Raw genomic sequence first — 19,343 nt, 5'->3', positions numbered from 1 at the left:
CAGGGCGTGCTGTTCTGGGTGCGAACGCGGCATAGGCGTCACAGTTTTCGAATGACAGAAACGACTTTGCCCAGCACTGTTGCATCGTCACCCGGGATGGGTTCAAAGTGCGGATTGTGGGGAAGGAGCCAGACTTTCCCCTGGATTCGTTTGAATGTCTTCACAGTGGCATCGCCGTCAATCATCGCAGCAACAATGTCGCCATTGACGGCGTCGTTCTGCTGCCTAATTACGACCCAGTCCCCATCGCAGATTGCGGCATCAATCATGGACTCACCAACGACCCTAAGTAAGAAGTGCGAGCCGTGGCCAACAATCTCCTGGGGCAGGGGAAAAATGTCTTCGATCGATTGTTCAGCCAAGATTGGCCCGCCCGCTGCGATGCGCCCCACCATTGGTATCAACACCGCCGGTGCGGATTCGCCGCTCCGCTGAATTGCCTGTGACTGTCGCTCCCGATTCCCCGCGTCGAGCGCGCGCTCTGCATTCTCCGGGCTTCGAATATCCACCGCCCGGGGACGATTCGGGTCCCGACGCAGATACCCCTTCTTCTCAAGTACCCGAAGCTGATGGGTTACCGAAGATGTTGACGTCAGGCCCACGGCCTCTCCGATTTCGCGCACGCTAGGCGGATAGCCCCGTTCGTCCAACGACGATTGAATGACGTCAAGCACAGTTCGCTGACGGTCAGTAAGCGCGGGCAGTGCGTCTTGAGGTAGTTCGCTCTGATTCTGGTCATCGTTCGAGACCACAGGCGAAACGATCGGGCGGGGGCTCATGTGACGGATTCCTCCTGGTGTGACAGGTATGTCCCACTGTGACTCTATCGAGCCTGACACCAAAATTCAAACAGGTGTTCGAATCAGAATCGTCATTCGACGCAAACTTGTCGGAGTGCCGTGGTAGAAATCGAACTGTTGAGCGAATCAAACAGATGTTCGAATGATTCGTCGAACAGTAGGTCAGACTGAGCTCGAGATACTCACGGAGGGTGTCATGAACACTTCGCTAGCCAAGCCGCAGCAGTCATGGGTGGACTACCCGCGTCACCGCGGTGATGCAGGCCGGAGAATCGTCGGCGATATCAGTCGGCCTCCGCGGAATCCGTACCGTTTCCGGTCTCGGCCTCATGAGACCTCGCAGCCGACACACATGCCAGGCCGCGTATGCCCGACCCCGGGCGTGCGTCGTCGCAGCGTTGATCGCCCAGCACCGGGAACTACGCGCTACCGGTGCGACAGTCGAAGTAGCCACCCAGGCCTTGTCAGGTCTCGCTGTGCCACCTCTAGGCCAACTTCATGCAGTTCAGCAGCCCGAACAACAGGTGACGACCGGGTACTCAAGCTAATGTTCGCCGTCGTCGTTGCCTTGATGGCCGCTGTACCGATGTGGGGATTATTTGCGGCGCCGGTTACCACTTCGGTGAACAGCGCAGCGGGAGTGGTGTACGTCCGTTCGGGTGAATCGCTTTCGGATGTGGCAACCAGAGTGGCGCCGACTGCACCCGTCGATGTCGTAGTCGCATCGCTTCGAGAACTTAATGGGTTGACCAACTCGTTAGTGCAACCCGGTCAGCCGTTGATGACACCCGTCCTATGCCTTCGCGACTGCCGCTAACCCAGTACCACTTGATCCGCTAGTGAAGAAGCAAAATGATGATGGAAAACGAGCAGGGAAGCGTCTCCGCATCCCGCGAGAACTCTCCCGGTTACACTGCAGAACGAGTGTCCAGTTCGACCGTACTTGCGGCAGGGCGATTAGACGCATACGTTCAACATCAAGCGACCACACGGTCGACGGACTTCGTCTACCTCGCCTACACCCGGGCGCAGACGCGCAGTTGGTACTTAGAACCGCCAACAGCGCGCTGTACGTCGAAGCCGAGGAGCGTGCTCGACGACAAGAGGGTCCGTCCCTTTTGTCACGTTGCTGCTACCGCTAAAGGTCGAACGTACGAACGCGAAGGAGTGATGATGCGCTGCCCTTTCTGTAAGTCCACCAACTCGCGCGTGGTTGACTCGCGCGAAGCGGACGAAGGGCAAGCCATTCGCCGACGTCGCGCCTGCACCGACTGTGGTCGCCGCTTCACAACTGTGGAAACCGCGGTCCTCGCGGTACTCAAGCGGAGTGGCGTTACTGAGCCTTTCAGCCGCGAGAAGGTCATTCGTGGAGTGCGCTCCGCGTGTCAAGGCCGCGACGTCACCGACGATGACCTGCACCTCTTATCGCAGCAAGTAGAAGACGCAGTGCGTGCAACAGGGGTTGCGGAAATACCGAGCCACGATATTGGTCTCGCCATCCTGGGCCCACTTCGTGACCTAGACGAAGTTGCCTACCTACGTTTCGCATCCGTGTACCGCTCGTTCTCCTCCGCAGACGATTTCGAAAAGGAAATCGAACACATGCGTCAGCAGCGTGCCGGAGAAACGAAACCTGCGCCTGCGAAAAACTAGCCCAGCGAAAAACTAGCCCGCCAAAACTAGCGCCGCGCTGCGAGATCCTTGATCGCAGTCGCGACTCGCTGTTCAGAAATTGGTCCCGCGGTACCCAAAGCTTGCGCGAACAAACTCACGCGCAACTCTTCGATCATCCAATGAACCCTGTCGACAGCCTGACTCGTTCGATCTGGTGTCGGCAGACTCTCCACTGCTCGGCTCAAAGCCGAAAAAACTCGATCAAGAACGGCCATGCCACGGAGCTCACGCGCACTGCTACCTGGCAAAGCCTCAATTCGACGCTGCGCGGCCGAAATATAGCGAGGCATATGCGTCACATTCGCCAACCCAGAGGCCGTGACAAAACCGGGAAACACCAGGTTGTTGATCTGATTCCGAACATCCTCGACAGCCGAGGCCGTAACCGGATCTACACCGGCAGAATCCAGGACCACAAGCAACTCCTGCAAAGCCGTCAAGACCGGTACGACGTGAGACAACACCAAGCGTGTTCGCCCCATGAGCCCAGCCCGGACTTTCGAGGACAGCGCCGCAAAAGCCACCGGATCAAAAACCACCCCACCATGTTCAACGACAAGCGCATCGATAGCAGCGTTACGGCAATCCTCAGCGAGCGCTACCGCTCCGCCAACCAATGGCGAATTCAGAGCCAACCGCTGCGTCGTCGACAAACCTTGAAAAATAGACTTGGGAATTGGCCCAGCTGCACGAGCAATCAACGCCCGCACGCCCACCTGCATAGCTTCTTGCTGCACTGCACGGGTAGCCACAACCTGCACGGCCACACCACCGTTGGTCAAAACCAACGATGGATACCCACGCACAACCTGTCCACCAACTCGATGTTCCACCACGGGCGTCAAAGTTCCCAAAGTGTCGGGTGTCCATTCCCAAGCCGGGGGACGCTGCATACCTGCGCTTGCAGTCGCGACCACCTTAGACACCACATGCGATAACGATTCCCGGAGCGACTCAAGATCCTTAGACCGCTTCAATATCCCGCCACGTGCATCAACCGCAGCGAAGGTCATCCGCAGATGAAGGGGCAGCGTACCGATATCGAAATCCGTCGGGGTAATCCTGACGCCACCTAAACGGGAAAGCTCACGCGCGAACGCCACCGTCAAAGGTTCCGAGCGGGGTTTCAGCACCGACAACGCTGCAGACCCGAACTCCGGCGCGGGCACCACTGACCGTCGCAGGGGCTTAGGCAAGGTTTTCACCATCGCCGCCGCTAGCTCGTCGCGCAGGCCAGGAACCAACCATTCGAAGCCAACCGAACGCACTCGCTCTAGTTGCGCAACGGGAATCATCACTGTCACACCGTCGTCAGGGTGGCCGGGTTCGAAATGATACGACAGGGGAAGAAGAAGTTCGCCCTGCTTCCAGGCATCGGGGAAATCACGGGCGCGAACAGCATCCGCATCAGGATTGACAACTGTATCTGATGTGAAAAACAACAGTTCAGGGTCCGAAGTTTGCTTCTTCTTCCACCACGAATCGAAATGTCGAACCGACACGACGTCATCGGGAACGCGAGCGTCATAGAAGTCGAACAGGGTTTCGTCGTCGACAACTATTCCGCGTCGGCGGGCACGGTGCTCAAGATCTTCGATGTCATCGAGAAGCTTCCTGTTGTGGTGAAAGAATTCATGCCGAAACTCCCACTCACCCTGAACCAAAGCATGGCGAATGAACAGTTCGCGTGCAGTCTCAACATCGATGCGCCCGTAATTCACCCGACGTTGCGCTGCAAGTGGCACACCAAACAACGTGACCCGCTCATACGCGAGGACCGCACCCTGCTTCGTCGACCAGTGCGGCTCAGAATACGTTCGCTTGACCAGGTCCCCAGCGAGCTTTTCAGCCCACTCCGGTTCGATCTTGGCGACCGTTCGAGCCCACAGCCGCGACGTCTCTACTAACTCTGAGGCCATCACGAACTGCGGTGGTTTTTTCGCCAATACCGAACCCGGGAAGACAGCAAACTTAGCGTTCCGTGCCCCAACGAATTCACGCGTGTCGGCCTCGCGAATCCCGATGTGCGACAACAGGCCAGATAGAAGCGCCTGGTGCACCGTATCTGGACTCGCCGGTGAACTGTTGAGCATCCAACCCAACCCGCTGCAAATCTGATTTAACTGCCCACGCAGGTCCTGCCATTCGCGGATACGTTGCCAGTGAAGAAACTCTGCCCTGCACAGCTTTCGGAACTGACTAGAGGACAATTCATGGCGTTTTGTGCGGATGTACTCCCATAACTCCAAGTAAGCGAGGAAGTCAGATTTCGACTCAGTGAACCGTCGATGCAACTCGTCTGCGTGCTGTTGGTGTTCTGAGGGGCGTTCGCGAACATCTTGGATGGATAGGCCCGCGACAATCGTGAGCACCTCGTTGAGGCAGCCCTGATTATGCGCCTCGACGAGCATCCGGCCCATGCGCGGATCCACCGGAAGTTGCGCAAGCTGTCGGCCCACATCGGTGAGTTGCGGCCCCTGATCGCTTTGCCTTCGGGACTGGTTGCGAGCAGGCGCGCTCGGTGGGGTAGAAGCAGCGGCGATCGCGCCGATTTCCTGCAGCAAGCGAACGCCGTCTTTGATGTTGCGTTCGTCCGGCGGGTCGATAAAGGGGAACGCCCCGACATCACCCAAACCGAGTGCAGCCATGTGCAACACCACAGCAGCAAGATTGGTCCGCTGAATTTCTGGATCCGTGAACACAGGGCGGGAATCGAAGTCTTGCTCGGAATACAACCGAATGCAAATGCCGTCTGCGACACGACCGCATCGCCCTGACCGTTGTCGAGCGGAAGCCTGCGATATTGGCTCAATCGGTAGACGTTGCACCTTAGTACGCAGTGAGTAACGCGAAATGCGTGCAAATCCGGGGTCGATGACGTACCGGATCCCTGGCACAGTCAGCGAGGTTTCTGCGACGTTCGTTGCTAACACGATCCGACGGCCGCGGTGTGGTGCAAACACTTTATGTTGCTCAGCCTGCGACAAACGCGCATATAGCGGCACCACTTCAGTGTTGGGGAACTTGCGTTCGTCCAACGCATCAGCGGTATCTCGGATCTCGCGTTCACCGGACAGGAAAACCAGAATGTCGCCCGGACCTTCAGCTACAAGTTCCTCCACCGCATCGCTGATGGCCTCAATTGGATCACGTTCGACGACGTACACTTCGTCGTCGAAATCATCTTTTGCATGCGCGCCATTGGGAAGCTCCTCGACCAGCGGGCGGTACCGCATCTCCACCGGGAACGTGCGTCCAGACACCTCCACGATGGGAGCAGGAACGCCGTTATGAGAGAAGTGCTCCGCGAAACGCTGCGGGTCAATAGTGGCTGAGGTGATGATGACTTTGAGATCAGGTCGCCGAGGGAGAAGTTGCTTGAGGTAACCAAGGATGAAGTCAATGTTGAGGCTGCGCTCATGTGCCTCGTCGATGATGATGGTGTCGTAACGGCGCAACATCCGGTCACGTTGAATCTCGTTGAGAAGGATCCCGTCCGTCATCAACTTCACCAATGTCGAGTCCGAAACTTGATCGGTGAAACGAACTGTGTAACCCACGGTGGAGCCAAGTTCACACTGAAGTTCGTCAGCTATCCGTTCAGCAACCGTTCTCGCTGCAAGTCGACGTGGCTGAGTGTGCCCGATGGTGCCCAGGATTCCCCGGCCCAACTCCATACAGATCTTAGGCAGCTGCGTTGTCTTACCAGAACCAGTTTCTCCAGCAACGATGACAACTTGGTTGGTGCGAATCGCATCAGCAATATCAGTGCGACGCTCCGACACGGGCAGCGAGGCGGGGTAAGTGATCGTGGGAACAGCCTGTCGTCTGCGTTCGACGGTAGCCATTGCCGCCTGAACACCGCGGGCGATCTTGTTAATGTCAGCTTCATTGCGGGCGCGTCGCAAACGCTGCCCAAAACGATGCGCGTCACGCAGTGTGAGTTGCTTGATCGCAGCACGCAACTCAGTCTGCGACGTAGGGGAGGATTGATTCATGCCACCATCCACAATAGGGGTTCACCCCGCACATGAGCTAAACAGAGTTTCGGCGCCACCCCCAAGTGGAGACCATATGGGGCAGAATCAGAAGTAGGAAGACATAGCGCCGCGTTGTGTCTCTCGACGAAGTCGGATCCGACAGGGAGGAGCCACTGTGATTCACGGTGCTCTACTAGGTAAAGCTTTAGGAACTGTGGTTACCGGAACCGTGGGAGTAGCCGCATACAACGGTGTGGTGTGGGCGCTGAAGAAGGCCCCTGCCCGGGAAATAGCAGTAACAATGACTGCGGCTGGGCTCAAAGGTGTGCGTAAAGCAGAAGAAGGCGCTGAAGCTGTGCGGCTCGCAACTGCGGACATCGTTGCCGAAGCACGGGAACGCAATGGAGAAGACGCACCACCGCCAAGCCAGTCCGTTGGACACGGCCACGCGCACTGATTCACTGTGACGCCCCTAGAAGCCACCGAAGTCACCCCCGGCCCCGCCGACGGTGAGATGATTGTCGGCCCCGCCGACGGTGAGATGATTGTCGGCCCCGCCGACGGTGTCGAAGTAATCTCCATCGCCGCCGGCCGCCTACGCGTCCGCGTCCCGTGGATGGTTCGCAGCCCCGCCCGGGCTGTCGCAATCGAAAACGCAGTCGAAGTGGTCCACGGCGTCCGTGCGGTCCATGCCTACCCCAAAACGGGGTCAGTGGTCGTGTGGTACTCGACCAACCGCGTAGAACCCCTCGACATCGTTCAGGTCATCACGTCAATCGACGAGGTAAGTCGCGCCGCCGTGCCATCAAGGGAGCCGTACTCAGCGGAAGTGAGTACCGGTGACCTCGCTCGCATGGTGATCGGTGGCAGTGCGCTGTTCCTACTCGGATTCAGACGGTACGTTCTGCGGCGCCCACCAGTACTCGGGCCGACCAGTCGGCTGTTCGCCACGGGCGTCACCATCATTACGGGCTACCCCTTCTTGAAGGGTGCTGTGCGTTCCCTGACCAAATCAAAGGTCGGTGGCACAGACACCTTGGTATCCGCAGCCACAGTTGCGTCGCTATTGCTGCGCGAAAACGTCGTTGCCCTGACCGTCCTATGGTTGCTCAACATCGGCGAGTACCTGCAAGAACTCACACTAAGGCGCACACGTCGGGCCATCTCAGATCTGCTGAGCGGTGCACAAGACACCGTATTCTTGCGAACCGCCGACGGTTCGGAAGTCAAGGTCGACATCGACACTGTGCGCGTCGGTGATTACGTAGTCATCCACGAGCATGTCGCGCTTCCCGTCGACGGGGTCATTGTTGACGGCGACGGCATTATCGACCAGTCCGCCATCACCGGCGAGCCGTTGCCAGTTACTGTCACCGCGGGCGAAAAAGTTCACGCGGGGTCAGTATTGATGCGCGGCAAGATCGTCGTCGAGGCGCAGGCCGTCGGCAAAGACACCGCGATTGGGCGCATCATCAGTCGTGTTGAGCAAGCCCAATCGGACCGCGCACCCATCCAGACTGTTGGAGAAAACTTCTCTCGACGCTTTGTTCCCGCATCATTCTTCCTCGCAGGCGCGACCCTACTGTTGACTCGCGACGTCCGGCGTGCGATGACGATGCTACTTATCGCTTGCCCGTGTGCTGTAGGTCTGTCGACACCCACTGCGATCAGCGCCGCGATCGGGAATGGTGCGCGCCGAGGCATCCTCATCAAGGGCGGTTCGCACCTTGAGCTTGCAGGCCGGGTGGATGTGATGGTCTTCGACAAGACCGGAACTCTCACCGTCGGCCGACCTGTCGTAACCAACATGGTGAGTTTTCATCCCGAATGGGATCCGAGTTCTGTGCTTGCGTACGCGGCGAGCTCAGAAATTCACTCACGCCATCCTCTAGCGCAAGCGGTCATTCGTTCGACGGAGGAACGACGAATACTGATTCCACCGCACGAGCAGTGCGAAGTTCTTGTGGGCTTAGGTATGCGCACGTGGGCTGATGGTCGCACACTGTTGCTGGGCAGCCCCGCATTGCTGGAATCCGAAGGGGTTGACGTCAGCGGCGAAGCAGCCGACTGGGTCGCCAAGCTCCGCCGAAAGTCCGAAACACCACTGTTGCTGTCGGTTGATGGTGAACTCGTGGGTTTGGTGAGTTTGCGCGACGAAGTTCGACCTGAGGCACCTGGCGTACTCGAGGTATTGCGCGCCTCAGGTGTATCGCGGTTCATCATGCTCACCGGTGATCACCCCGAAACAGCGGCAGCAGTTGCGCAGGAACTCGGCATCACCGAGTGGAAGGCGGAAGTGCTACCCGATGAGAAGCTGGACTTGATTGAATCGCTTCAGCGTGCGGGCCACACCGTCGCTATGGTGGGTGACGGTACAAACGATGCACCTGCCCTTGCTGGTGCCAACATCGGTATCGCGATGGGCATCTCGGGAACTGACGTTGCCGTGGAAACCGCTGACATTGCACTGGCCACCGACGACTTGCGCCGGTTGCAGGATCTGCGCGAACTTGGCGCGCACACAGTAGATGTGATCCGACAAAACTATGGAATGTCCATAACTGTGAACGCTGCCGGATTGCTCATGAGTGCGGTGGGTGCTCTTTCTCCGGTGTTGGCGGCGATTTTGCACAATGCTTCTTCGGTGGCGGTGGTGGCGAACAGTTCCCGGCTCATCCAGTACCGCCTCGACGTGGCCCCCGCACCGAGGCGCCTAGATCAGCAAGAGCACCATCGGGATGAGGAACGCAGCGGCAAAGACTAGCAAAAAGACGATGATGTGTTTGCGGTAGCGGGGCCCGGACGGGAGCGGGTAAACCGAGCTCAGAGGCCGGTCGAGTTGCGCCGGTGGGGGTGGTATATCACCTGTGGTGTAGGCGTCGGGGAACTGGGATTCGCGCAGCCGCCGACGCGCTGAGTAGTGGGGACCTGAATCTTTGCCTAGATCATCGTGGCTCATCCTTTTTCCTATCCGTCGACGATCTCGAAGTCCTCGACCACAATCTCACCTGTGGCGTCACTTTCAGGCAAGTCGATCGTTGCCGTGAACGCCCAACCGTGGTCGCCGTCGGGGTCATGCAGGATCTGCCGAACTTCCCACTTGTCGGCCTGTTCAGACACACGGAATAATGACGGCCCCCGCGCGTCTGGGCCTGCATCAAGTTCGCCATACTCGTCGAAGAACGGTTGCATCATCTCAGCCCATTCTTCGGCTTCGATGTCACTGATCGTGGCAAGTTCCGCCCAGCGGCGCCTTGACACAAGTTCCACCCGGCGGAACATCGCGTTACGCACCATGCGCCTAAATGCCCGCGGGTTGCCAGTGAGAGGTCTGGCGGAGTCGTCAAAGAATGCCCGCTGTGCGATCTCGTCAACATTGGGATTAACGAGTTGTTCCCATTCGTCGATCAGGCTGGAATCGACCTGCCGAATGAGTTCGCCAAGCCACTCAATCAGATCTTCAAGTTCATCGTCACGAGCTTCATTGGGCACGGTCTGTTTAAGTGCACGGTAGGCGTCCGCGAGATACCGAAGTACCACTCCTTCAGAGCGGTTGAGCCCGTATGCGCTAATCAGATCAGCGAACGTCATACCCTTCTCAACCATGTCCCTGATTACTGCCTTAGGCGAGAGTGAAAACTCCGACACCCAAGGGTGGCCGACTCGATAGGTCTCATATGCCGCATTGAGGAGCTCTTCGAGAGGCTTCGGCCAGGTGATGTCCTCGATCAGTTCCATGCGTTCTTCGTATTCAATGCCATCGGCTTTCATCTCGCCGATGGCTTCCCCCCGGGCCGCATGTTGCTGCGCCATAAGAACTGGGCGTGGGTCGTCTAGCGTGGCCTCGATGACAGACACAGCGTCCAGCGCGTACGAGGGGGAATCCCGGTCAAGCAGTTCCAGTGCGGCAAGCGCAAACGGCGACAACGGTTGGTTGAGAGCGAAGTCGCGTTGAAGGTCAACAGTTAAACGAGCCCAGCGGCCGTCCTCATCAGGTTCATCGAAGCGCTCGACAATGTGTGCGTTGAGCAGTCCCCGGTACAGCGCGATGGCCTGGCGGATGTGCTTGCGCTGCGCAGGTCGGGCCTCATGGTTGTCCTCAAGCAAATGGCGCATGGAATTGAAGCAGTTCCCGGGACGCGAAATGACATTGAGGAGCAAAGAATTGGTAACCCTGAAACGGCTAATCAGTGGTTCAGGATCTGACGACATGAGTTTCTCGAATGTTTGCGAGGTCCAGTTGACGGAACCCTCCGGAGCTTTCTTGCGTTGCACTTTTCGGCGTTTTTTGGGGTCGTCCCCAGCCTTGGCAAGAGCGCGAGCATTCTCGATTTCATGGTCGGGTGCTTGCACCACCACGGACCCTGTGGTGTCGAACCCCGCTCGTCCGGCCCGGCCTGCGATCTGATGAAACTCACGAACCTTGAGTATGCGATTGCGTGAGCCGTCATATTTCGTCAACCCTGTGAACAGCACCGTTCGGATAGGCACATTGATGCCGACACCCAAAGTGTCGGTTCCACAGATCACCTTGAGCAATCCGTCCTGGGCGAGCTTTTCGACGAGCCTTCGGTATTTCGGCAACATGCCGGCATGGTGAACCCCAATACCGTGCTTGATCAGCCGGGCTAACACCTTGCCGAAACTGGTGGTAAACCGAAACCCAGATATTGCTTCGGTGATCAGGGCTCGTTCTTCCTTTGTCGCCACCTGCGCGCTGGTCAATGATTGCGCACGTTCCAAAGCAGACGCCTGTGTGAAGTGCACGACGTACACGGGAGCTTGATGGGTGCTGACCAACTCTTCAATGGTCTCGTGAATTGGCGTCATCGCGTAGGAAAACACCAGGGGCACTGGTCGTTCAGCGCCGGTGATGTGAGCAGTCGGGCGCCCGGTGCGTCGAGTCAGGTCCTCCTGGAAGAACCGCACATCACCTAGGGTGGCGGACATCAGCAAAAATTGTGTGTGGGGGAGTTCGATGAGCGGCACTTGCCATGCCCACCCGCGGTCTGGTTCGGAGTAGAAATGGAACTCGTCCATGACGACCTGGCCTACATCAGTGGCTGCGCCTTCCCGCAACGCGAGATTCGCGAGAATTTCTGCCGTCGCACAGATGATGGGAGCTGACGGATTCACCGCGGCGTCACCGGTCATCATCCCAACCTTGTCAGCGCCAAAGATCTCGCAGAGCGCGAAAAACTTCTCACTCACCAAGGCCTTGATTGGCGCAGTGTAGAAGGTGCGTTTGCCTTGAACTAGCGCTGTGAAGTGCGCGGCTGTTGCAACGAGTGACTTTCCTGAACCAGTTGGTGTCGCCAAAATGACGTTCGAACCAGCAACGATCTCTAGTAGCGCTTCCTCCTGAGCCGGGTACATCGAAACGCCACGATCACTTGCCCAAGCCTCAAAGGCGTCATAAATTACTTCGGGCACATCGGGGATCTCGTCAGGATTCAGCACCGCTACAGGCTATCTGTTCCTACCGTCAAACTTCGTATGGAAGGAAGCTCAGGTGGCGCTGCGTTCTGCACTGCCCATCGCGTCCAGTACCGCGGATCTAGTCCAATCACTGCCTGTGAGTGCTCGATCACTCATTCCTTCATAGAGCAAGCGGCGCCATCGCGCTTGGTCAAAGACGTGGGCGGACGTTGATGCCACGAACTCTTCGACCAATGCAACAAACCTATGCGGATCGTCGTGGAACGGAAAATGGGCCGAATTACGGAATACTGTGAGCCTTGAGTTCGGCATTGCGGCGTGGGCGAGGTGCGCGTGAGAAACAGGAATCACAGAATCGTGTTCACCCCACACGATGTGTACGGGCATAGCCTCAGCTAGATAGCAGCGGTCAAGGCCGGTAACTATCTGGCCGCGCCAATCAACTACCGCCCGCAAAGTCCGTAAGAAGGCTTCACGATTTCCAGGCACTGGCAGATCGGACAATATTCGCAGTAAATCTTCGGCGTCGTGAACGTGATGTGTGAGCGGGCGAGCGAACTTACCAACGGTACGCAGCGCTGGCACAACACCAGGCACCTGAAAGGCCCGGGCGAACTTGGTCACGCCTGGGAGCGTTGCGGCCCTCAGTAGAAAATTGACTTCACGAGTAATCCCGCCAGAACCGACCAAGATGAGCCTGTCGACTAGTTGGGGGTACTGGTATGTGAATTGCATTGCGACGCCGCCACCGAGTGAGTGGCCAACTAGAGTCACCGAGTCGATGTCGAGGACACTGAGTAAGTCGCGAATTCCATTGGCGAACGCGGCGATCGAATAGTCAGCCCGCGGCTTATCCGACAGTCCATGGCCTAACAGGTCTGGCGCGATGACAGTAAATGACTTCGCCAGGTGTGGGATCACCTCAGACCATGTGGACGAGTTGTCGCCAATACCGTGGAGTAATAGAAGGGCTGGACCGCTGCCCGAGATGCGGAAGGCACGTCGATAACCATGAATAATGCGGTAGGACACTTCCGGTTCAGCGTTGGGTACTGCACGTAACGCTGGCCGCCATGTGTGAGGTGATGGTGTATTCACGTATCCTCCTCCAAGTCGAGCCCACACCGGAACGGACTCTGCGTGAGAAGTTGAAGCCGACGGGGTTGTGGTTAACGCTATCCCATCACCTAACCGCAAAACCTAAATGTGTGTAACAAAGTGTTCCAACTACATTTCGTAGAGATGTACACGCATTGAAACCGCTACGAAAAACTAGCGCAGGCGCACCTGAGTGGAATGGTCATCGAATGGCAACTGCCCCCGAACAGTCGCCTGAATTTTGGTCGAAATCAACTCCACATAACCGCTATAGGTCGAGAGAAACGCAATATCGGCAGCATCCCTACCCGTCACCATTCGAACCATCGATTGACGTGGTCCAAGCCTCGACGTATCGGCAATCAACCATTCTCCATTGATAAAGGCCTCGCATACTGCATGGAAATCCATGGGGGATATTCCTGGAGCGTATACACCTACAACACGAGCTGGGACATCCAGGGCGCGTAAGAACGCGGTAGTGAGGTGCGCGTAGTCACGACACACACCTTGGCGATGCAGCAGGGTATGCCCGGCACCATCTGACGGTCCGCTACTGCCCGGCACATATGAAAGGTGCGACGACACCCAGGAGGTAACCGCGTCGAAGATTTCCGCTGGGTCCTTAGAGCCAGAAAACTCTGCGTACGCCGTCGCTAGCAACTCGTCTGATTCTGCGTACCGACTGGGACGCAAGTACAGGGCCTCATCGATGGCATCAACTTCAATGGGGTCTGCCAGACCTGTCAGAGTGGCGCTGTATTCAATGACGACATGTCCGACAGGCGACGACAGGCTATGAAGTCGACCGCGATGAGGGCTGTCTACCTCCACAGCGCTGAGTGGTTCGCCGTTACAAGTAATGGACAACGATTCTTCAACCGCTGCGCCAGGATGGTGCGCCGCAGCAACCTGCGCGAAAATCCGCGCAGGTTCTTTGACATTCATTTCCGTTCGGGAGTAAACATCACGGACCATAGTGCCCGTACGAATTTCGTCGCTCACAGTTACCAACTGTGACGGCTAAACGCACAATGCGCTAGTTGAATCACACATTGTCCGATTCGTCGGTCGAATTGTCCTCGTACGGCGGGTTTTCCCCACTGTCAGTGAACGCCTGTTCGGCTAGGAATCGCTCAAACTCAGCACCGAGCTCATCGCCAGACGGAATTTCGTCGCCAGCGGCAAGCAACGACGGTTTTGTGTCGTTCTCCGATGCAAGGTCGAACTGGTTTTCCAAAGCGCGAACCACTGCCGCAGCCTCTTCGTTTGACTCGAGTTGCTCCGCGACCTGCAGATCGATTTCGTCGGCAGCTTTCTCCAACGCACTGAGCGGTACGTCAATTCCGGTGATTTCCGAAACATTGCGGAGCAGACGAACCGCCGCTGCGGGGTACGGAGACTGCGCGAGGTAATGCGGAACGTGCACCGAGAATCCGCGCGCGTCAAAACCGTACTGGCCCATGCGGAACTCTAGTAAAGCGGAAGCACTTCCGGGAACCTGCACCTCAGTACCAAGCCGTTGGTTGTGACGTACTTTGCTCGGGTCACTGGCATGCCCAATGATGCCGAGTGGGCGCGTGTGGGGTGTCGCCATTGGAATCGCTGACAGGCCAACACTTTGGGAAACACCAAACTGCTCAGCGAGAGCCCGAATGGCACCGGTGAATTTCTCCCACTTGAAGTCAGGTTCGAGTCCGCACAGCAGGAGGAACGGCGTCCCTTGCAAGTCCTTCACAGCGTACAAACTGAGCTCTGGGGCGGTGTACGACGAGAAGTGATCCGATGTAAACGTCATGGTGGGTCGCCGTGACCGGTAGTCAATCAGTTCGTCAATAGAAAACGATGCAATGAGTTCGGTTTCGAGGCTTTCCCGCAAATGCGTGGTGGCGATACGAACAGCGTTGCCTGCGTCCGCAAAGCCCTCCAAGCCATGGATGAGGACCAGCGCAGAACCTTCTGCGGTATCGATACGTGGACTTGGGAACTCGAGTTCGTAAATTCGGGACTGGTCGTCCATTGTGCAAGGTCCCCTCTCCGGTGATGGTGCGTCACTCTTGCGATGTCACTGTTGCGATGTCGTCGGCGAAACGAAAAGTATGGCGTATCAGGCGTGCTACGTCCATTCTCGCCTCGGGGTGTTCATGAAGCATCGCCACTTGGCGTATGAACACGTTACAAGCGAGTCCTGTGTCTCATAACGCACGGCACCGGCTTTTTGTTTCATCGCACAGATTTTGAGGTCGATTTCGGGCGAATCAGGCCGGTTCGTGCCCGTATACTGATCTTGTAGGCTTCAGCCTCAAAAGTGCTGCACTTCAACCTTTTTCGCCTTCTTTCGCGCTCGTTCAGCTGTAAATTTTTAGCTGGTGATGACGCGGCATGAGGCGACTCAGGCGACCCACACAAACGGGTTGAGCGTAGCGCTTGGCTGACGGGGAGCAACACAGGGGAGAACAATAAAATGAGTGGCAACGGATCAGGCAAGAATTATCTGCGCCGATCAGCACTTGGCGTAGCAACGTGTAGTGCGTTGGCGGCACTAGCTATCGGTACGTCCGCTGGAATCGCGGCATCGAACACCATCAGTGTTTCGCCCATCAATGATGTTACGGCTGCTGATGTTACGGCTGATGGGGTCACGGCCATTAACCTTGTCCATATAGATCAGTCCAGCAGTACTGACGACTCACTTTCGCCAGACATGGCAGACCTGTGGGCATTAATGGTGCCACGGTCAGAATTTCCAAACTCCCACGTCGTCCGTGATTACCGCAACGGTGCCGCTGCCGCTGCGATAATGCGTGCGCAGGGAGTCCCGCCAACGAGCTTGGACAGCACCGGTTCGTGCGTCATGGGAGCAATGCCCGACGACGTTAAACCTGACGGCGTTGTCGTTCGTACTGCCCAAACAACGGATGGTGTCTCGGATGTCAGTATCGCCGTGATGCGCACATCCGAATCATTGGCCGATGTCGAGGCAGCAATTCAGGATTGTCGATTCGCCACAGTCGTCACAGCGAACGGTGGGGTGGTCGAATTAGACACTGTTCTTCTCCCGCAACCCCATGTACCAGCTGGTGATTCGCTCGCATTCGAACGCGCGATCAACGCACCAAATGTTAGCGGGCCACACCATGTCCTTGCCCTCGTCGCCCAAATCGGTGACATTCGTATTGTCGCCCTGAGCGCCAATAGGTTTGACGATCGGCCTGACGGCACCCTCGCCAACATGCTGTTCTACAACACGCTGGATCGACTAACTGAGGCATACGCCGACACTGTCGAGTTTCCACTGCAATAGCGGCAAGCTTGCACCGAAGGTCGTGCACCACTACCACAACCATGCGACAAGTTCAGTCGCCAATGTTGGACTTGTCCACATGGGACGGTGTTGTCCACACATGTGGGCGGGCACTATCGCTCGCCCACATGGCAGGGCACGCTACTTCTCATGACGTTCCCAGCATCCTCGGCAGTCCCGTACCCACCTGTCCCGCACCGCTCCACCCTGCGACTCACTGAACCAGGTGACCTCATCGCCGCATTGCCCGCCATGATCGGGTTCTACCCGGAAGACTCTGTCGTCGGAGTGTGCCTCGGGGGAGCGTATGGCACCGAAATGCGGGGATTCATCCGAGGTGACATCCCGTACACCGACCAGAATCAGCAGCAACCAAGCACGTATTCACATCACCGGCAAGCAACTCGTGAACTCGGACGTAGCTTCGCACGCTTCTGCGTCAACAATGAAGTTGATGAACTCGTCCTCATCGCCATCGACTCCAGGAATGATCCGCGTGATCGGGAAGCGCTCCTGGTCGCAATTGGCGAAACCACCAAGGCGCGAGGAATTACCATCACGGGCGCTTTTCACTGCACGACCATTGCTGACGGCGAATCGTGGGAACGCATCTTCCCAGTCCACGACAGCGGAACAATCTCGGACCCTGGAAGCTCTGAGGCCGCAGCACTTACCGTCGTTGCCGGTAGAACCATCTACGATAAAAGGTCCGATATCGAACAGTCCTTCGAGAGCCGCGACTCGAAACGTAAGAGGCGAATCGCCGACGCTATGCGCCAGGGCAGCAGCGCAAGCAGTGATTCGTCGCGCCTAATCTCGGTTCTAACAGCCGTCGGGCATATCGGTGCATCGCAGGACCACGCGAATGGTGAGCCAACACAGTCACGCGAACTCGATGACGCGGAGGTCATCACGGTAGCCCAGGCGATTGAACACAAATCCGTGCGCGACTGCCTGTTTGCGCTGTCACTCACCGAGCACGCGTCCGCGGCCGACGCTGTGTGGACAACGCTCACCCAGCTAGTTGACGGCGCACCGCGTGTGGAAGCCGCGACTCTTGCGGCGTTCTCTGCCTACATTCGAGGCGACGGACCACGCGCAGGTGTAGCGCTCGATATCGCCCTGGAAATAGACCCTGATCACCGTATGTCCACGATGCTCGATCAGGCGCTCCGCGCAGGTATGCCGCCACACCAAGTAGCTGGCATCGCAGCAATAGGATGGGAACTTGCCGAAAACCTAGGCGTGACGTTGCCACCCGCGACCGAAATGCACCATGCAGCGTTGGAAGGCCCGTAAACCCTACGTCCGGGCTGCGTGTGACCGATCCCCAAGCTGACGCGTGAACTCCCACGCGTCCGCGACAATAGTGTCTAGTTCAGTGAGCTTCGGCTTCCACCCAAGCTCACTGATCGCACGATCACTCGACGCGATCAACACCGCAGGATCGCCCGCCCGCCGCGGCGCATCAACAACCGGAATATCCCGCCCAGTAACCCGGCGGCACGCATCGATTACCTCACGAACAGTGAATCCCTCACCGCTGCCAAGATTAAATATTCGATGCTTTCCCTCCACCGAGGATTCCAAAGCCAATACATGGGCCTCAGCAAGGTCCCGCACGTGGATGTAGTCCCTCACAGCAGTACCGTCGCGGGTCTGCCAATCAGTCCCAAACACCGAAATGTGCTCTCGATAACCCATCGCAACCTGCAAAACCAATGGAATTAAATGTGTTTCGACGATCCGATTCTCACCGACACCTCCATACGCCCCGGCGACGTTGAAGTATCGCAGGCTCGTTGCGCCAATACCGTAGGCGTTGGCGTAGGACGTGATCGCGTGATCAATTGCTAGCTTCGTGGCACCGTACGGGTTCGTCGGACGTGTTGGTGCATCCTCAACAATGGGGACAACGTCAGGCTCACCATAAGTAGCAGCTGTCGACGAAAAAACTAACCGCCGCGTGCCAGTGGCGCGCATCGCATCCAGAAGGCGCAACGATGTCACCACATTCCCGTGCCAATATTCGGCGGGATCGACAACCGATTCACCAACAAGCGACCGTGCCGCACAATGCACCACGCCGTCGAACGCTTGCCCACCAACCCCAGCAGACAAAACGTCGACGGCACAGTCCGCCAAATCGCCTTCAACGAAAGTGGCAGATTCTGGAACTGCGTCCCTGTTCCCAGTAGAAAGGTCATCGACAACCACTAAATCGTGGCCTTGCTCCAGAAGCACAGCAGAACAGACACTACCGACGTAGCCGGCACCCCCGGTGACTAAGAGACGCATAACTCAGAGTTTCTCCACCTGAATTGCGTGAGCCATCTCTTCCGGAATGTCTAGACCGTCATGACCCGGTGTGGTGATCATGACGCTGCCACCACGAATTTCCGCAGTGATCCGCGCATTCGGCACAACACCTGCGTCACGCAGACGCGAAATCAGCTCCACATCAACCTGAACGTGTTCCGCAAGTCGACGAACGACAACATTCGCCGGCGTACCCTTAGGGATGTCCGACAGGCGTACCAGGCTTGGCTCAGGCGGGAGATCGATTGTCATCCCCAACTTGTCGAGCCCAGGAATTGGGTTACCGTACGGCGAAGTCGTGGGGTTATTCAGCACAGTTACAAGCCGACGCTCCACGTCCTCGCTCATGACGTGCTCCCAGCGACACGCCTCGACGTGCACATTCTCCCAATCAAGCCCGATCACATCAACAAGCAAGCGTTCCGCCAATCGATGCTTACGCATGACCGCAATCGCAAGTTCGCGACCTTCTGGGGTGAGTTCAAGATGACGATCACCAGCGACGGAAATCAACCCGTCACGTTCCATTCGAGCCACTGTTTGGCTCACGGTAGGTCCGCTTTGCTCTAACCGTTCGGCGATGCGGGCACGCAACGGCACCACGCCTTCTTCTTCAAGTTCGTAGACAGTGCGAAGATACATCTCCGTTGTGTCAACAAGTTCTCTCACACTCACACCCCTCTGTCGACCGCGAGTTTACCTTTACAGCGCAGTTCGTGGGGAGTCCAC

Annotated in this window: 16 protein-coding genes; 7 read left to right on the top strand and 9 right to left on the bottom strand. The window is 57.3% G+C overall.

Going from position 1 to position 19,343, the window contains the following annotated elements; genetic code table 11:
* Positions 1-38 precede the first annotated feature (38 nt).
* On the bottom strand, positions 39-779 hold the full coding sequence (gene lexA / locus IEW73_RS05215) for a transcriptional repressor LexA (protein ID WP_188671298.1): 741 nt from the start codon (positions 777-779) through the stop codon (positions 39-41).
* A 275-nt stretch (positions 780-1,054) separates the two neighbouring features.
* Between lexA and IEW73_RS05210 the strand changes: the two genes are divergently transcribed.
* From IEW73_RS05210 to nrdR, 3 genes are all read left to right on the top strand, one after another.
* Positions 1,055-1,348 (top strand): hypothetical protein, encoded by a 294-nt coding sequence (locus IEW73_RS05210; RefSeq protein WP_188671296.1) that lies wholly within the window; start codon positions 1,055-1,057, stop codon positions 1,346-1,348.
* Positions 1,348-1,617, top strand: a complete 270-nt coding sequence (locus IEW73_RS05205) for a LysM peptidoglycan-binding domain-containing protein (protein ID WP_188671293.1) — start codon at positions 1,348-1,350, stop codon at positions 1,615-1,617. The genes IEW73_RS05210 and IEW73_RS05205 overlap by 1 nt, the downstream gene beginning before the upstream one ends.
* Positions 1,618-1,973: 356 nt before the next feature.
* Positions 1,974-2,453, top strand: a complete 480-nt coding sequence (nrdR, locus tag IEW73_RS05200) for a transcriptional regulator NrdR (protein WP_188672967.1) — start codon at positions 1,974-1,976, stop codon at positions 2,451-2,453.
* 26 nt (positions 2,454-2,479) lie between these two features.
* Here nrdR and hrpA read toward each other — a convergent pair whose 3' ends face one another.
* Positions 2,480-6,472: an ATP-dependent RNA helicase HrpA gene (hrpA, locus tag IEW73_RS05195; protein ID WP_188671291.1), complete on the bottom strand. Its 3,993-nt coding sequence runs from the start codon at positions 6,470-6,472 to the stop codon at positions 2,480-2,482.
* Between the two features lie 157 nt (positions 6,473-6,629).
* Between hrpA and IEW73_RS05190 the strand changes: the two genes are divergently transcribed.
* Both IEW73_RS05190 and IEW73_RS05185 read left to right on the top strand, forming a co-directional pair.
* Positions 6,630-6,911, top strand: coding sequence for a DUF1490 family protein (locus IEW73_RS05190; protein WP_188671289.1), 282 nt, complete (start codon positions 6,630-6,632; stop codon positions 6,909-6,911).
* 84 nt (positions 6,912-6,995) lie between these two features.
* Positions 6,996-9,218, top strand: a complete 2,223-nt coding sequence (locus IEW73_RS05185) for a heavy metal translocating P-type ATPase (RefSeq protein WP_188672964.1) — start codon at positions 6,996-6,998, stop codon at positions 9,216-9,218.
* Here the strand turns inward: IEW73_RS05185 and IEW73_RS05180 are convergent.
* The 5 genes from IEW73_RS05180 to IEW73_RS05160 all read right to left on the bottom strand — a co-directional run bounded on the left by IEW73_RS05180 (position 9,168) and on the right by IEW73_RS05160 (position 15,011).
* Positions 9,168-9,413: a hypothetical protein gene (locus IEW73_RS05180; RefSeq protein WP_188671287.1), complete on the bottom strand. Its 246-nt coding sequence runs from the start codon at positions 9,411-9,413 to the stop codon at positions 9,168-9,170. The genes IEW73_RS05185 and IEW73_RS05180 overlap by 51 nt on opposite strands.
* An 8-nt stretch (positions 9,414-9,421) precedes the next feature.
* On the bottom strand, positions 9,422-11,914 hold the full coding sequence (locus IEW73_RS05175) for a DEAD/DEAH box helicase (RefSeq protein WP_188671285.1): 2,493 nt from the start codon (positions 11,912-11,914) through the stop codon (positions 9,422-9,424).
* Positions 11,915-11,962: 48 nt separating this feature from the next.
* Positions 11,963-12,991 (bottom strand): alpha/beta fold hydrolase, encoded by a 1,029-nt coding sequence (locus IEW73_RS05170; RefSeq protein ID WP_229675769.1) that lies wholly within the window; start codon positions 12,989-12,991, stop codon positions 11,963-11,965.
* 174 nt (positions 12,992-13,165) lie between these two features.
* Entirely contained in the window at positions 13,166-13,996 is an 831-nt protein-coding gene (locus IEW73_RS05165; RefSeq protein WP_229675767.1) for a transglutaminase-like domain-containing protein, read from the bottom strand.
* Positions 13,997-14,039: 43 nt separating this feature from the next.
* The gene (locus IEW73_RS05160) at positions 14,040-15,011 is read right to left on the bottom strand and encodes a PAC2 family protein (RefSeq protein ID WP_188671283.1); all 972 of its coding nucleotides are present in this window, start codon (positions 15,009-15,011) and stop codon (positions 14,040-14,042) included.
* Between the two features lie 444 nt (positions 15,012-15,455).
* Here IEW73_RS05160 and IEW73_RS05155 point away from each other — a divergent pair, with 444 nt between their 5' ends.
* Together IEW73_RS05155 and IEW73_RS05150 are read left to right on the top strand one after the other, a co-directional pair.
* On the top strand, positions 15,456-16,295 hold the full coding sequence (locus tag IEW73_RS05155; RefSeq protein WP_188671281.1) for a hypothetical protein: 840 nt from the start codon (positions 15,456-15,458) through the stop codon (positions 16,293-16,295).
* A 150-nt stretch (positions 16,296-16,445) separates the two neighbouring features.
* Entirely contained in the window at positions 16,446-17,594 is a 1,149-nt protein-coding gene (locus tag IEW73_RS05150; protein ID WP_188671280.1) for a DUF4192 domain-containing protein, read from the top strand.
* Between the two features lie 3 nt (positions 17,595-17,597).
* On the opposite strand, the gene galE is transcribed toward IEW73_RS05150, so the two are convergent.
* Together galE and IEW73_RS05140 are read right to left on the bottom strand one after the other, a co-directional pair.
* Positions 17,598-18,593 (bottom strand): UDP-glucose 4-epimerase GalE, encoded by a 996-nt coding sequence (galE, locus tag IEW73_RS05145; protein WP_188671278.1) that lies wholly within the window; start codon positions 18,591-18,593, stop codon positions 17,598-17,600.
* 3 nt (positions 18,594-18,596) lie between these two features.
* Entirely contained in the window at positions 18,597-19,283 is a 687-nt protein-coding gene (locus tag IEW73_RS05140; protein ID WP_188671276.1) for an iron-dependent transcriptional repressor DtxR, read from the bottom strand.
* Between the last annotated feature and the right edge of the window lie 60 nt (positions 19,284-19,343).

It is taken from the genome of Hoyosella rhizosphaerae (assembly GCF_014643175.1).
Lineage (GTDB): Bacteria > Actinomycetota > Actinomycetes > Mycobacteriales > Mycobacteriaceae > Lolliginicoccus > Lolliginicoccus rhizosphaerae.
This window is presented reverse-complemented; position numbering and strand designations above follow the sequence as displayed.